The 12,719-nt window shown below is 60.5% G+C and carries 14 protein-coding genes and 1 pseudogene; 7 read left to right on the plus strand and 8 right to left on the minus strand.

The features are described from left to right. Position 1: 1 nt before the first annotated feature. The 4 genes from ACM6IO_RS08355 to lptM are packed head-to-tail and all read right to left on the minus strand — an operon-like array spanning position 2 to position 3,006. Positions 2-727, minus strand: a complete 726-nt coding sequence (locus tag ACM6IO_RS08355) for a DUF484 family protein (RefSeq protein WP_008024376.1) — start codon at positions 725-727, stop codon at positions 2-4. A gap of 13 nt (positions 728-740) precedes the next feature. Beyond that, positions 741-1,571 (minus strand): diaminopimelate epimerase, encoded by an 831-nt coding sequence (gene dapF, locus ACM6IO_RS08360; protein WP_223415412.1) that lies wholly within the window; start codon positions 1,569-1,571, stop codon positions 741-743. 4 nt (positions 1,572-1,575) lie between these two features. After that, on the minus strand, positions 1,576-2,823 hold the full coding sequence (lysA, locus tag ACM6IO_RS08365) for a diaminopimelate decarboxylase (protein ID WP_008040631.1): 1,248 nt from the start codon (positions 2,821-2,823) through the stop codon (positions 1,576-1,578). A 9-nt stretch (positions 2,824-2,832) separates the two neighbouring features. After that, on the minus strand, positions 2,833-3,006 hold the full coding sequence (gene lptM / locus ACM6IO_RS08370) for an LPS translocon maturation chaperone LptM (RefSeq protein WP_008040632.1): 174 nt from the start codon (positions 3,004-3,006) through the stop codon (positions 2,833-2,835). A gap of 317 nt (positions 3,007-3,323) precedes the next feature. On the opposite strand from lptM, the gene cyaY reads away from it, so the two are divergent. From cyaY to rnk, 3 genes are all read left to right on the plus strand, one after another. Next, positions 3,324-3,656, plus strand: coding sequence for an iron donor protein CyaY (gene cyaY / locus ACM6IO_RS08375; RefSeq protein WP_008024366.1), 333 nt, complete (start codon positions 3,324-3,326; stop codon positions 3,654-3,656). A 4-nt stretch (positions 3,657-3,660) separates the two neighbouring features. After that, positions 3,661-3,879 (plus strand): DUF1289 domain-containing protein, encoded by a 219-nt coding sequence (locus ACM6IO_RS08380; protein WP_081500210.1) that lies wholly within the window; start codon positions 3,661-3,663, stop codon positions 3,877-3,879. 271 nt (positions 3,880-4,150) lie between these two features. After that, a complete protein-coding gene (gene rnk / locus ACM6IO_RS08385) occupies positions 4,151-4,561 on the plus strand; it encodes a nucleoside diphosphate kinase regulator (protein WP_008024364.1) in 411 nt (136 codons plus the stop codon). Positions 4,562-4,567: 6 nt separating this feature from the next. On the opposite strand, the gene ACM6IO_RS08390 is transcribed toward rnk, so the two are convergent. The 3 genes from ACM6IO_RS08390 to ACM6IO_RS08400 form a co-directional block, all read right to left on the minus strand. After that, positions 4,568-7,411 carry a class I adenylate cyclase gene (locus tag ACM6IO_RS08390; protein ID WP_414911278.1) on the minus strand — a complete coding sequence of 948 codons (2,844 nt, stop codon included), beginning with the start codon at positions 7,409-7,411 and terminating at the stop codon, positions 4,568-4,570. Positions 7,412-7,606: 195 nt separating this feature from the next. Then, complete coding sequence (locus tag ACM6IO_RS08395) at positions 7,607-7,852, minus strand: TIGR02647 family protein (protein ID WP_008024358.1); 246 nt, start codon at positions 7,850-7,852, stop codon at positions 7,607-7,609. Between the two features lie 270 nt (positions 7,853-8,122). Beyond that, entirely contained in the window at positions 8,123-8,407 is a 285-nt protein-coding gene (locus tag ACM6IO_RS08400; RefSeq protein ID WP_008024357.1) for a hypothetical protein, read from the minus strand. Positions 8,408-8,532: 125 nt separating this feature from the next. Here ACM6IO_RS08400 and ACM6IO_RS08405 point away from each other — a divergent pair, with 125 nt between their 5' ends. Together ACM6IO_RS08405 and ACM6IO_RS08410 are read left to right on the plus strand one after the other, a co-directional pair. Continuing rightward, on the plus strand, positions 8,533-9,192 hold the full coding sequence (locus ACM6IO_RS08405) for a glutathione S-transferase family protein (protein ID WP_414911279.1): 660 nt from the start codon (positions 8,533-8,535) through the stop codon (positions 9,190-9,192). A gap of 197 nt (positions 9,193-9,389) precedes the next feature. Next, positions 9,390-10,064, plus strand: coding sequence for a glutathione S-transferase family protein (locus ACM6IO_RS08410; RefSeq protein ID WP_223450037.1), 675 nt, complete (start codon positions 9,390-9,392; stop codon positions 10,062-10,064). Between the two features lie 56 nt (positions 10,065-10,120). Here the strand turns inward: ACM6IO_RS08410 and argH are convergent, their stop codons facing one another. After that, positions 10,121-11,515 carry an argininosuccinate lyase gene (gene argH / locus ACM6IO_RS08415; RefSeq protein ID WP_008024352.1) on the minus strand — a complete coding sequence of 465 codons (1,395 nt, stop codon included), beginning with the start codon at positions 11,513-11,515 and terminating at the stop codon, positions 10,121-10,123. A 241-nt stretch (positions 11,516-11,756) separates the two neighbouring features. On the opposite strand from argH, the pseudogene ACM6IO_RS08420 reads away from it, so the two are divergent. Both ACM6IO_RS08420 and ACM6IO_RS08425 read left to right on the plus strand, forming a co-directional pair. After that, a pseudogene (locus ACM6IO_RS08420) lies at positions 11,757-11,966 on the plus strand (sensor histidine kinase); the annotation flags it as partial. Further along, positions 11,963-12,709 (plus strand): LytR/AlgR family response regulator transcription factor, encoded by a 747-nt coding sequence (locus ACM6IO_RS08425; protein ID WP_008024350.1) that lies wholly within the window; start codon positions 11,963-11,965, stop codon positions 12,707-12,709. The pseudogene ACM6IO_RS08420 and the gene ACM6IO_RS08425, both read left to right, overlap by 4 nt. Positions 12,710-12,719: the final 10 nt, after the last annotated feature.

Genomic DNA, 12,719 nt, shown 5'->3' on the forward strand with positions numbered 1-12,719 from the left:
ATCAGCGTACCGAGCGCAGAGAGCTGTTGACCCGTGGCAGCACGCGGCCCATGACTTCGGCGATGTAGCTGAGGAACAGCGTGCCGACCGAGCTTTTGTAGTGCTGCGGATCACGGCTGGCGATGGCCAGGACGCCGAGAATGCCTTGATGGCTGATGGCGACGACAGCGGTCGAGCCGATCTGCTTGCGCTGCTCTTCGCCGAACAGGAAGTCCAGTTCATGCTCGCGCAGGCTGCCGCTGACGCTTTTGTCTTCCGAAAGCAAACCGCCAATGGCCGTCTGCGCGTCGGCGTGGGTCACCCAGCGGCCAACCGGCATCGGGTTGTCGCCCAGCAGGATCAGGCTGACAAAAGGCACCTGAAAGTCCTGACGCAGACTGTCTTCGACGCTGATCACCACATCTTCCAGGCTGGTGGCGTCCATCAGCGCGAGAATCAGGCGGCGGGTCTTGTCGAAGAGACGGTCGTTGTCGCGGGCCACGTCCATCAAGTGCGAGAGGCGATGGCGCAACTCGATATTGCGGTCGCGCAGGATGGTCATCTGGCGCTCGACCAGCGAAATGGTGTCGCCTCGCTGGTGCGGAATGCGCAGGGCCGGGAGCAGTTCTTCGTGCTCGACAAAGAAATCCGGATGAGCCTCCAGGTACGCGGCAATCGCCGCCGCCTCAAGGCTTTCGGAAGGGGATTCGTCGGGCTGTAGGGCGGGAACCTGGGGCTTGTCGGTCATGGGTTTGACTCACTCAAAGACGTACTTGTCCTTCATAAACACGGACTGCCGGGCCGGTCATCAACACCGGTTGGCCAGGGCCTGCCCATTCAATGGACAGACGCCCGCCGGGCAGGTCGATCAATAGCGGCGAATCCATCCACCCCTGGCTGATCGCGGCCACTGCAGCAGCGCAGGCGCCAGTGCCGCAGGCCTGGGTTTCCCCGGCGCCACGTTCCCAGACGCGCAGCTGCGCGCGGTTCCGGTCGATGACCTGGAGAAAACCGACATTGACCCGCGCAGGGAAGCGCGGGTGATGTTCGATTTTTGGCCCCAGTTCATGCACCGGTGCGTTGTTGATATCGCTGACCCGCAGCACGGCGTGCGGATTGCCCATCGACACAGCGGCGAGTTCCACCGTGGTGCCGTCGACGTCGAGCGAGTAGCTCGACGCCTGAGTGTCGGCAACGAACGGGATGTCGGCCGGCACCAGGCGCGGTGCGCCCATGTCGACGCTGATCTGGCCGTCACTGCGGATATCCAGCTCGATGATGCCACTTTTGGTTTCGACGCGAATCTGCCGTTTTGCGGTCAGGCGTTTGTCGAGTACGAAGCGGGCGAAACAGCGCGCACCGTTGCCGCACTGTTCCACTTCGGAACCGTCGGAGTTGAAAATCCGATAGCGGAAATCCACGTCCGGGTTACTCGGCGCTTCGACGATCAGCAACTGGTCGAAACCGATGCCGGTGTGCCGATCGCCCCATTGCTTGGCATGCTTGGGCAGGATGTGCGCGTGCTGGCTGACCAGGTCGAGGACCATGAAGTCATTGCCCAGGCCGTGCATCTTGGTAAAACGCAGCAGCATGGTTTTACTCCGGCAGCAGGCTTTCGCCAGCAAACAACTCGGCTACCGTCTCACGGCGACGCACTTCAAATGCCTGATCACCGTCCACCAACACTTCAGCGGCGCGGCCGCGGGTGTTGTAGTTGGAACTCATGACAAACCCGTAGGCGCCGGCCGAATGCACAGCCAGCAGGTCGCCTTCTTCGAGGGCCAGCTGACGATCCTTGGCCAGGAAGTCGCCGGTCTCGCAGATCGGCCCGACGATGTCGTAGGCACGAGCGGCGGTGGCGCGAGGGCGCACGGCGGTGACGTCCATCCAGGCCTGGTACAGCGCCGGGCGGATCAGGTCGTTCATGGCTGCGTCGACGATGGCGAAGTCTTTGTGTTCGGTGTGCTTGAGGTATTCGACCTGAGTCAGCAGCACGCCGGCGTTGGCGACAATGAAGCGGCCCGGCTCGAACACCAGCGCCAGGTCGCGACCGTCGAGACGCTCGCGCACGGCTTTGATGTAGTCGGCAGCCAATGGCGGCTCTTCATCGCGATAACGCACGCCCAAGCCACCACCGAGATCGATGTGGCGCAGGTAGATGCCGCAATCGCCGAGGCGGTCGACCAGGCCCAGCAGGCGGTCGAGGGCGTCGATGAACGGCGGCAGGGTGGTCAGTTGCGAGCCGATGTGGCAATCGACGCCGACCACTTCCAGGTTCGGCAGCTGCGCGGCACGCACGTACACGTCTTCGGCGTCGGCAATGGCGATGCCGAACTTGTTCTCTTTGAGACCGGTGGAAATGTACGGGTGCGTGCCGGCATCGACGTCCGGGTTCACACGCAGCGAGATCGGTGCGCGAACGCCCAGCTCGGCGGCGACGATTTGCAGGCGTTCCAGTTCATCGGTGGACTCGACGTTGAAGCAGTGCACGCCGACTTCCAGGGCGCGACGCATGTCGTCACGGGTCTTGCCGACACCGGAGAACACGATCTTGTCGGCGCTGCCGCCGGCGGCCAGTACGCGTTCCAGCTCGCCACGGGAGACGATGTCAAAACCGGCGCCCAATCGCGCCAGGACATTCAGCACACCCAGGTTGGAGTTGGCCTTGACCGCGAAGCAGACCAGGTGCGGCATGCCGGCCAGTGCATCGGCATACGCCAGGTACTGGGCTTCGATGTGGGCGCGGGAGTAGACGTAGGTCGGTGTGCCAAAGCGTTCGGCGATGGCGGACAGGGCAACACCTTCCGCGAACAGCTCGCCGTCACGGTAGTTAAAAGCGTCCATGGCGTTCCCTTATTGGTAGACGTCGTGCTTGTGTGCTTTCGACGGCTGCTTTTGCGAGGACTGGGCCTGCTCGGCAGGGTCCTGGGAATCGTCAGGCAGGTACAGCGGACCTTTTTGACCACAGGCCGACAATAAACAAGCAACCGCGACGAGCGCAGCAAAGGAAGAGATCAGGCGCTTCATGGCGAAATCCTTGAAAATGCGTTAATTGCGCCGGAGTATACCGGCCACCCGGCAGCTTGCCTATGCGACCAGGGTCCCGTCCGGCGGGGCTTCGCATGAAGCCGGCTAGCAAGGTGCAATCCCTGTGGGAGCGAGCCTGCTCGCGATGGCGGTGTGTCAGGTGACGATGATGTTGAATGTGCCGGCCTCTTCGCGAGCAGGCTCGCTCCCACAGGTGTACCTAAATCGGCCCTTGGTCGTTATCCTTTGCAATCACCGGGGCTCGCCCGTATCTTGCGGCGCTTGAGCCTGATCAGACACTTTTTGAGGTTGCCGTAATGAGTTTGTCCGAAGCGCGTTTCCACGATCTGGTCGATGCCACCCAGCAAACCCTGGAGGACATCTTTGACGACAGCGACCTGGATATCGATCTGGAGAGCTCGGCCGGTGTGCTCACCGTCAAGTTCGAAAACGGCACTCAGTTGATCTTCAGCCGCCAGGAACCCCTGCGTCAGCTGTGGCTGGCGGCGGTGTCGGGTGGCTTCCACTTCGACTACGACGAAGAGAGCGAGCGCTGGATGTGCGACAAGAGCGAAGAGCAGCTCGGCGAGATGCTTGAGCGCATCGTCCAGCAACAGGCCGGCGCTGAATTCGATTTCGAAGGTCTGTGAGATCGTGACCCAGCCTGCACCTGTTCGACCGCCCAAGCCGCTTTACAGCAATGTCAGCCCGGCGGTGCCTTCGCCGTGCAGCGGCGTGTGTCGGCTGGATGAGCAGAAGGTCTGCCTGGGGTGTTTTCGCCATGTCGAAGACATCCGCGAATGGCGCTCGGCCGATGATGAGCGCCGGCGGGTTATCTGCGCGCAGGCTATACAACGCAAATCCTTGGCTTGATGCACAGACCTGTAGGAGCAGAGCTTGCTCGCGAAGGCGGCGCATCAGTCGATACCCATGTTGGCTGACACGCCGCCTTCGCGAGCAAGCTCTGCTCCTACAGGTTTCATCGGCGTTACCGAAAAATAGGGTCCATCGCGCCCTGCTTGTATATTTTTTGAGCTGTGATAGTGTCCAGAAACGCCTCAACCCATCGAGGCTCGTGAAAACCCCGCCTTTTTCTGGCGGGGTTTTGCTTTTTCTGTGCAGAAGAAAGGAGTCTGCCTCTATCATGACCGCACCTTCCATCACCCTTACTCGTCTGGACGTTCAACGTCTGGAACGCCTGATCGACAGCCTGGACGACACGCTGCCGGGCGTTATCGCGCTGCAAACCGAACTGGATCGCGCCGATACCGTGGTCGGTCACGATGAAGTGCCCGCCGATGTCGTGACCATGAATTCCAGAGTGCATTGCCGCGAAGAAAGCAGCGGCAAGGACTATCACCTGACGTTGGTGTACCCCAAGGATGCCAACGCGGACGAAGGCAAGATCTCCATTCTGGCGCCTGTCGGTAGCGCACTGCTGGGTCTGAAGGTTGGCCAGCACATCGATTGGCCCGCTCCGGGCGGCAAAACCCTCAAGCTGACCCTGCTTGAAGTCGAATCGCAGCCAGCCAATGGCGGCCCCTTCCCGGAATAACTTGCCTCAGACCAGCTCGAGCGCGTCATTCAATGCGCGCTCCAGATCGGCCTTGTAGCGCAGGTACAAATTGCTTGAGCTCTGACCATCACCGAGCAGGCCCGACAGGTCCAGGTCGGTGATGTAGCAGCGATAGCGTTCGGTTTCACGGCGCTGCTCGACGATTTCCCGGGCGACCACACTGAACAGTTGGTCGCCATGCTCCAGCTCTGAAAACTCCCGCTGATTGCAATACAACGTGACTTGCACCTTGCCCGGTGCGGCTTTGCCGACGATCGCCTGCACATCGTAGAACGGCTTGTTGACCGGAGTTTGCGGCGCGAGTCGGGCTTCGACACGGCGCGCTCGTCCGGGACCCGACGGCAGCAGTTGGTAATACAGCGTGTCGAGGCTCAGTGGCTGGGCGGCGTCCATCGGCAGCAATGCATCGCGCCGGTACTGGATCGATTGCAGGAAGCGTTGCAACGGCACCAGCAGGCTTTGTTCGTCGTGATAGGGCAAACGCTGCTGCCACAAGGCATTGAATTCATCCAGCACGTACAGATCGGCCTGGTCATCGTGAGTCCGGTAGAACACCTGAATGCACTCGGGCTGACCCATGGGCAGAATCAGTGCCAGGTCCTGATCCTCCAGCGCCATTGGGTCCGGGTGCAGCGGGCTGTAGCTCGCCAGCTCTTCGCCGAGGTAGTCGAACAGCGCCGGCAGGGTGGCGAGGGCGACATGATTGACCTGCCCTGGCACCAATTCCAGCACGTGATAATGCTGCTGGACCTGAATCAGGTAGCGGTGATTGAGCTTGCTCAGCAGCAGGTTCTGCGCGGTGTCGATCACTTCCTCGACCCGTTGCGCAATGAACTGCGCGCGGTTGTGGCAGAAGCAACGCACTCGCAACTTGGGTTGTTGTGGGCCGTTCGGCAGGTTGTTGAGGTAATCGCGCAGGCAGTCGAGCAGGGCGTGAGGGCCGTCGAAGCGATTGACCGAGACCTCGTTCCAGCTGTTGAGCGTGACCTGATCCAGGGTCAGCACCAGGTTCTCGCGGACCCCGGCGTAACTCAGCGAGTCAGTGCGCTCGGTGGTCATCAGAATGTTCAGGTCGCGGTGATGCTTGAGCGGATCGACGCCGACGTTCACCAGAATCAACACCTCGCTCGGCACACTGGCGCGCAGCAGCGGTTCTTCGGCGACCGTGGGCAGGGGCAGGGCGATGCTCTGTTGCAGGCTGCCGAGCAGGTTGAACAGTTCGAATTCGCTCAGGTCACTGTCGCCGGGATGCAGCGCCAGGCGCGTGCTGCTATCGATCACGCCGTTGCGATGGCACCAGGTCAGCAGTTCCAGTAGTTGGCGGCTGCGCTTGATCGGTGCGAAATGTTCCCACTCGAGGGCGGTCAGGCTGCCGTTGTACAAGCCCCACTGGGTTTGCCCCGATTCTTTCTTGTCTGGCGCATGCACCAGCGTCAGGGTGTCCTCGGCCAGGTCCGGGGCGATGCCCGGATTGATGAACTCGACTTTGTCGGCCTTGCGCTCGAACGCTGCGTACAGGCGTCGGCCCAGCACGTTGAGGTCGCGCTTGTTGATCAGGCTGACGGTCTGTTCGCTGCGGGCGAATTCGGTCAGGAAGCGGTAGCTGTAATTCAGTTCGTTGACCAACGCCCGGCGTTCGGAGCTGACCTGCCGGACTTTCCACTGGCTACGGCTATCAAGCAGCGCCAGTTGACGCTGATCCCAATGCCATTCGTGGGCCAGACGTTCAAGCAACGAGCGCTGCCAACTCTGGGTGCGGCTGCTGCCGGTGAGTTTACGATTGACCTTCAGGTACAACGCGCGCCGCACCAGCTCCAGGCGCTCCGATTCGCCACGGGCGGTGAGGTATTCCTCTATTCGCCGGTAAACCACGACGTACGGGTCCAGCTCATCGAGGTCGAGCTGGTTGGCGAACACCGCTTGTTTGAAGCGCAGGCTCAGGCATTGAACCCTGGGGTGTTCGCTGGCGTAGACCTCGGTCAGCAACAGCTTGAGCACCGACTTGTAGGGTGACTCGATCCCTTTGAACAACTGCCAGAGCCCGGCACCGATGAATTCGCCGGGCGGGATGTACGCCAGATGCCCAAGGTCCAGGGTTTCGTCGGCACGGATGAAGCGTTTGGACAGCAGCGTGTGGGTGTAGCGGTCGTACGCGGCCTCTTCGTACACCGGCACCAGCCACCAGATGGGCGTGCGGCCGGCCAGCCAGATTGCCGTGCGGTAGAACTCGTCCAGCAGCAGGTAATGCTGGGTGGTGCCGCAGTCTTCCGAACTCAGTTGATTGTCCCGCTCGCCGAGCACGAAGCGGGCCGGGTCGATCAGGAAAAAGTGCGCCTCGGCGCCCTGGCTCGCAGCCCAGGTCTCGAGCAACTGGCATTTTTTACGCAGCTCGTTGAGTTCGCTTTCGCTCAAGTCCGGTGCGTGACAGACCCACACGTCCATGTCGCTTTGATCGGCCTGCGCCAGGGTGCCGAGGCTGCCCATCAGGAACAGGCCGTGAATCGGTCGCGGTGGATTGCTGCCGTGGCGCGGCTTGTATGAAAACGAGCGGGTCAGGCGCTGGGCTTCGGCCAGGGCGTTGGCGTCAGGCTCGAAGTTCGACAGCCCGGCGGGGGTGCTTCCGGAAACGTAACCTGGCAACAGCGGATGATTGACGTGGAAAAACAGCGGCAGCAGGGTCAACACCCCTTGCTGACGGGTCGACAGCCCTTCCATGGCCCGCGCCATGCGGCCCTCGTTGAGCTTTAGAAAACGTGCGCGCAACTGACCGAGAACCTTGCGGTCGATTCCCTCGTCCAGATCGGGGCGGATTTCATGGGTGCGGGTCATGTCAGCTCAAACCGGCTCGCAGGGCTCGGACGTGGAGGATCTCAGGATGAGGGGCAGTTTAGCGCCTCGGCCCCGGGATATTCAGGCTGATTTTGTTTTTTTTTGGCGTCAGATTTCTATCGTTGGGCGACAGTTCGTATCGAAGAGTGCCCGCGGAAATCCCGTAGCGGGGGTTTCCGTGGGCGATACGGTGGGTCAGGCTGTTTCCTGGACGCTCAGAATGGTGAGAACGGTTTGCACACTTTGCGCGGCATCACGACCCAGGCTGGTCAGATAACCGCCATCGGGTTGGTCAATCAGTTCTTTTTCGAACAGGCGTTGAGCGGCAGCTATGGCTTTCGGGGCAGCGGTCTGATGAATTTTCAAACCTTCCTGGGAACTGTCCAGGTTGAAGAGTGCGAGGATTTCCAGTTCGGCAACCAACTCAGGGGTAAGCGACATAAGGACTCCAGACTTTCTAGGAATTGGACGACAGCGCCCCTAAGGTGATCCCACTCGCGCGGCATGTCCAGTGCTCACGACAGGGTTTTTTCTCTTCGGGAAGCATTCCCCGGCAGCGGGGTGCGTACCAGTGTAGTCAGGGTCTGGGGGAAAGGCCTGGGGATTGTTTGTAGGAGCGAGGCTCGCCCGCGAAGAACGGTAACGCGGTGTTTCAGAGGGACCGCGGTGGAGCTTTCGCGGGCAAGCCTCGCTCCTACACTAAGCGGGGGATTACTTCTTTTCCGGCGGCAATTCCGGCAAGGCACGCAGTGCCGCTTCGTACCATTCGGTGTTGAACGCGCGGTCTTCTTCGAGGATCGCGTCGATTTCTACCGCTAAAACGTGAGCCATCAGGTTGAGGATTTCCTCACGCTCGTAACCCACCAGGGTCAACTTGTTGAAGGTCGCCTTGGCGGCTGGCGGGTTGTCGCTCTCGATCTGGTTTTCGATCGCTTCGATCAGGGTATTTTCGGTGAATTCTTCTTCGTCGCTATCGATGTCGGTTGGCTCGCTCATGGCAGGCTCCTCAAGGTAAGGCGGGCAGTTTACCTGCATTCAGCGCTGTGATGCTGCTGGCGAGAAACCCCCGGGCGTTCTATAAACAGGCACTGCCAACCCCCGCACGGCCTGGAGGCTTCGTGATGCTCAAGCTTTATGGATTTTCCGTCAGTAACTACTACAACATGGTGAAACTGGCGCTGCTGGAGAAAGGACTGCCGTTCGAGGAAGTGCCGTTTTATGCAGGCCAGAGCCCTGAGGCGCTGGCCATCAGCCCGCGTGGCAAGGTGCCGGTGCTGCGCGTCGAGCAAGGGTTTGTCAACGAAACCTCGGTGATTCTCGAGTACATCGAGCAGAGCCAGAAAGGCACGCCGCTGCTGCCGAGCGATCCCTTCGAGCGCGCGCAGGTCCTGGCGCTGGCCAAGGAAATCGAGCTGTACATCGAGCTGCCGGCTCGTGCCTGTTATGGCGAAGCATTTTTCGGCTCGCCTTTACCCGACGCCATCAAGGACAAGACCAAAACCGAATTGCTGCTGGGTTTTGCCTCGCTTGAACGGCACGGCAAGTTTGCCCCTTATGTTGCAGGCGACAGCCTGAGCATTGCGGATTTGTACTTCCTGTACAGCGTGCCGCTGGCCTGTGCGGTGGGCCACAAGCTGTTTGGTATTGATCTGTTGGCAGACATGCCAGCGGCCAAGGCATTGCTCGAGCGCCTGGAGCAGAACCCGAACGTGCAGCGGGTTGCGGCGGACAAGGATGCGGCGATGCCAGCGTTCCTGGCGATGGTGGCGTCCAAGAAATAAAGAAGTGGCGGCCATTGTGTGTGTCAGAAGATTCGCAATCTTTTGTCCCATATGGCCGTCGCCCTTGTCCGACGGGCCGTTCAGGCATTTGCGTCTTACGCGGTAATAACCGGGTTCTTCCACGGCCCCGGGTATTGGTTACTTTGAGCATCGATCGTTTCCGATCAGGAAACCTCCACGGTCAAGGAGACCCGACGATGCTCAAACTGTATGGCTTTGCCGCCAGCAATTATTTCAACATGGTCAAACTGGCACTCCTGGAGAAAGGCGTGCCGTTTGAAACGGTTCCGTTTCATGGATGCCAGAACCCGGACATCCTGGCGGTCAGCCCACGCGGGAAAGTGCCGGTACTGGAAACCGAACAAGGGTTCTTGAGCGAAACGGACGCGATCCTCGATTTCATCGAAGAGACTCAACCGGGCATTTCACTGTTGCCGCAAACGCCGTTTGAAAGAGCAGGCGTTCGAGCCATGGCCAAGGAGATCGAGTTGTATATCGAACTGCCGGCGCGAGTCTGTTATGTCGAGGTGTTCTTTGGTGGCAGGCCGACCCCCGAGGCGCTGAAGGCCAAATCCGAGCGAGACCTGATCAAGGGATTTGCCGCCCTGAAACACCGGGCGCGGTTTGCGCCGTACGTGGCGGGCGAACAGTTCACCCTGGCCGATTTGTACTTTCTTTACAGCGTCGATCTGGCTGTTGACGTCGGAAAGCGTTTGTTCAACGTCGATTTCCTCGACGACATGCCCGGCGCCAAAGCGTTGCTGGAGCGCCTGGCGGATAACCCGAATGTACAAAAAGTCGCCGCTGACCGGCTGGCCGAGGCGCCTGCCTTTTTGCAGCGGGTGGGAGCCGTTGGGCGCGCGACAGCCTGAGCATAAAAAAGCTCGATGGCCTTTCAGCCATCGAGCTCAAGTGTTACAGAGACCGTTTAACGGCTGGCGAGCAACGCCTGGCCGCGAGCCACCGCCTGTTTGACCTGCGCCGGAGCGGTCCCGCCGATGTGGTTACGGGCGTTCACCGAACCTTCGAGGGTCAGCACGGCGAACACGTCCTGATCGATCTGGTCGCTGAACTTGCGCAGCTCTTCCAGGCTCATTTCCGCCAGGTCTTTACCGCTTTCCACGCCGTACTTCACGGCATGGCCAACGATTTCGTGGCAGTCACGGAATGGCAGGCCACGACGCACCAGATAGTCGGCCAGGTCGGTGGCGGTGGAGAAACCGCGCAGCGCCGCTTCGCGCATCATTGCGTGCTTGGGTTTGATCGCCGGGATCATGTCGGCAAAGGCCCGCAGCGAGTCGCGCAGGGTGTCGGCGGCGTCGAACAGCGGTTCCTTGTCTTCCTGGTTGTCCTTGTTGTAGGCCAAAGGCTGGCCTTTCATCAGGGTCAGCAGGCCCATCAGTGCGCCGAAGACGCGGCCGGTCTTGCCGCGAACCAGCTCCGGCACGTCCGGGTTTTTCTTTTGCGGCATGATCGAGCTGCCGGTGCAGAAGCGGTCCGGCAGATCGATGAACTGGAACTGGGCGCTGGTCCACAGCACCAGCTCTTCGGAGAACCGCGACAAGTGCATCATTGCGATGCTCGCGGCCGAGCAGAACTCGATGGCGAAGTCACGATCGGACACGTTGTCCAGCGAGTTGCCGCCCACGGCGTCGAAGCCCAGCAGTTGCGCGGTGTATTCGCGGTCGATCGGGTACGTGGTGCCCGCCAGCGCGGCACTGCCCAACGGCATGCGGTTGGTGCGCTTGCGGCAGTCGACCAGACGCTCGTAGTCGCGGCTGAGCATTTCGAACCAGGCCAGCATGTGGTGCCCGAAGGTCACTGGCTGCGCGGTTTGCAGGTGAGTGAAGCCCGGCATGATGCTGCCGGCTTCGCGCTCGGCTTGTTCCAGCAGGCCTTTTTGCAGGCGGGTGATTTCGCCCAGGATCAGGTCGATTTCGTCACGCAGCCATAGGCGAATGTCGGTGGCGACCTGGTCGTTACGGCTGCGGCCGGTGTGCAGCTTTTTACCGGTCACGCCGATGCGGTCGGTCAGACGCGCCTCGATGTTCATGTGCACGTCTTCGAGGTCGATGCGCCAGTCGAACTGGCCGGCCTCGATTTCACCCTGGATGGTCTTCAAGCCATCGGTGATGCTGTCGCGCTCGGCATCAGTCAGCACGCCGACCTTGGCCAGCATGGTGGCGTGGGCGATCGAGCCCATGATGTCGTGGCGATACAGGCGCTGGTCGAAAGTGACGGAGGCGGTGAAGCGGGCGACGAAGGCGTCGACGGGTTCACTGAAGCGGCCGCCCCAGGACTGATTGGTCTTGTCAGTGCTCATGAATTCGCTCGTATCGGCTGAAGAAAGATGGCGTTGAAAGCTGCGGCGGATAATAACAGGGTTGCCAATCCTGTCGCTGACACTGGTCGACACGTTTTTTTCTCATGCGTCGACCCATACTCAAGGCAGGCATTGTGGAAATTGCGCAACGATATTTTTCAATTGAGCAATAACGTGCCGGCAACCGTCTACAGTTGGACAGTAGGATCAGCGCACTTCCTGGCGCTGCAGCGGACGATAAGAAGAGGGGGTGTTCATATTGTGTATCAGCAAACCCTACGGCGATGCCTCGCCAACCGCCAATTGCCCGGCAAATAAAAATTTAGCAGTCGGACGGGCGGCACTTTTTGGCCCTCGCGCTAGTCTTAGCGTGGATCGCGGTGACAGACGTCACTTCACCTGTCTACGCTATCCTTGTGCGAGACTCACGCAGGAATCCAGCGCAATATGAATGTCCTGATCGTTGATGACGAACCCCTTGCCCGCGAGCGCCTGAGCCGAATGGTCGGCGAACTCGAGGGATACAGTGTCCTGGAGCCGAGCGCCACGAACGGCGAAGAAGCGTTGGCACTGATCGACAGCCACAAACCGGATATCGTGCTGCTCGATATCCGCATGCCGGGCCTCGATGGCCTGCAAGTGGCTGCACGATTGTGTGAACGCGAAACCCCGCCCGCCGTGGTGTTTTGCACAGGTCCCGATGAATTTGCCGTGGAAGCCTTACAGGCCAGCGCCGTAGGCTATCTGGTGAAACCTGTGCGTACAGAACAATTGCATGACGCGTTGAAAAAAGCCGAACGCCCCAATCGCGTCCAGCTCGCGGCTTTGACCCGTCCCGCCGCCGAAACCGGCAGCGGCCCGCGCAGCCATATCAGCGCCCGTACCCGTAAAGGTATTGAACTGATCCCGTTGGGGCAGGTGGTCTACTTCATTGCGGATCACAAATACGTGACCTTGCGCCATGAAGGCGGCGAAGTGCTGCTGGATGAGCCGCTCAAGGCCCTTGAGGATGAATTCGGTGACCGTTTCGTGCGAATCCACCGCAACGCCCTGGTCGCCCGCGAACGCATCGAACGCCTGCAACGCACGCCACTGGGGCATTTTCAGCTGTTCCTCAAAGGCCTGAACGGTGACGCCCTGATCGTCAGCCGACGCCATGTGGCCGGTGTGCGCAAAATGATGCAACAGCTTTAATTCGCCACCC

Source organism: Pseudomonas sp. IT-P44 (assembly GCF_949768225.1).
GTDB classification, from domain to species: domain Bacteria; phylum Pseudomonadota; class Gammaproteobacteria; order Pseudomonadales; family Pseudomonadaceae; genus Aquipseudomonas; species Aquipseudomonas migulae.

What these genes read in the sequence shown, in the direction of transcription:
- ACM6IO_RS08410 (WP_223450037.1), top strand. Translation starts at nt 9,390, where the DNA reads ATGCTCAAACTGTATGGCTTTGCCGCCAGCAATTATTTCAACATGGTC.
- lptM (WP_008040632.1), bottom strand. Translation starts at nt 3,006, where the DNA reads ATGAAGCGCCTGATCTCTTCCTTTGCTGCGCTCGTCGCGGTTGCTTGT.
- ACM6IO_RS08405 (WP_414911279.1), top strand. Translation starts at nt 8,533, where the DNA reads ATGCTCAAGCTTTATGGATTTTCCGTCAGTAACTACTACAACATGGTG.
- ACM6IO_RS08425 (WP_008024350.1), top strand. Translation starts at nt 11,963, where the DNA reads ATGAATGTCCTGATCGTTGATGACGAACCCCTTGCCCGCGAGCGCCTG.
- rnk (WP_008024364.1), top strand. Translation starts at nt 4,151, where the DNA reads ATGACCGCACCTTCCATCACCCTTACTCGTCTGGACGTTCAACGTCTG.
- lysA (WP_008040631.1), bottom strand. Translation starts at nt 2,823, where the DNA reads ATGGACGCTTTTAACTACCGTGACGGCGAGCTGTTCGCGGAAGGTGTT.
- ACM6IO_RS08400 (WP_008024357.1), bottom strand. Translation starts at nt 8,407, where the DNA reads ATGAGCGAGCCAACCGACATCGATAGCGACGAAGAAGAATTCACCGAA.
- cyaY (WP_008024366.1), top strand. Translation starts at nt 3,324, where the DNA reads ATGAGTTTGTCCGAAGCGCGTTTCCACGATCTGGTCGATGCCACCCAG.
- ACM6IO_RS08390 (WP_414911278.1), bottom strand. Translation starts at nt 7,411, where the DNA reads ATGACCCGCACCCATGAAATCCGCCCCGATCTGGACGAGGGAATCGAC.
- ACM6IO_RS08395 (WP_008024358.1), bottom strand. Translation starts at nt 7,852, where the DNA reads ATGTCGCTTACCCCTGAGTTGGTTGCCGAACTGGAAATCCTCGCACTC.
- ACM6IO_RS08355 (WP_008024376.1), bottom strand. Translation starts at nt 727, where the DNA reads ATGACCGACAAGCCCCAGGTTCCCGCCCTACAGCCCGACGAATCCCCT.
- argH (WP_008024352.1), bottom strand. Translation starts at nt 11,515, where the DNA reads ATGAGCACTGACAAGACCAATCAGTCCTGGGGCGGCCGCTTCAGTGAA.
- dapF (WP_223415412.1), bottom strand. Translation starts at nt 1,571, where the DNA reads ATGCTGCTGCGTTTTACCAAGATGCACGGCCTGGGCAATGACTTCATG.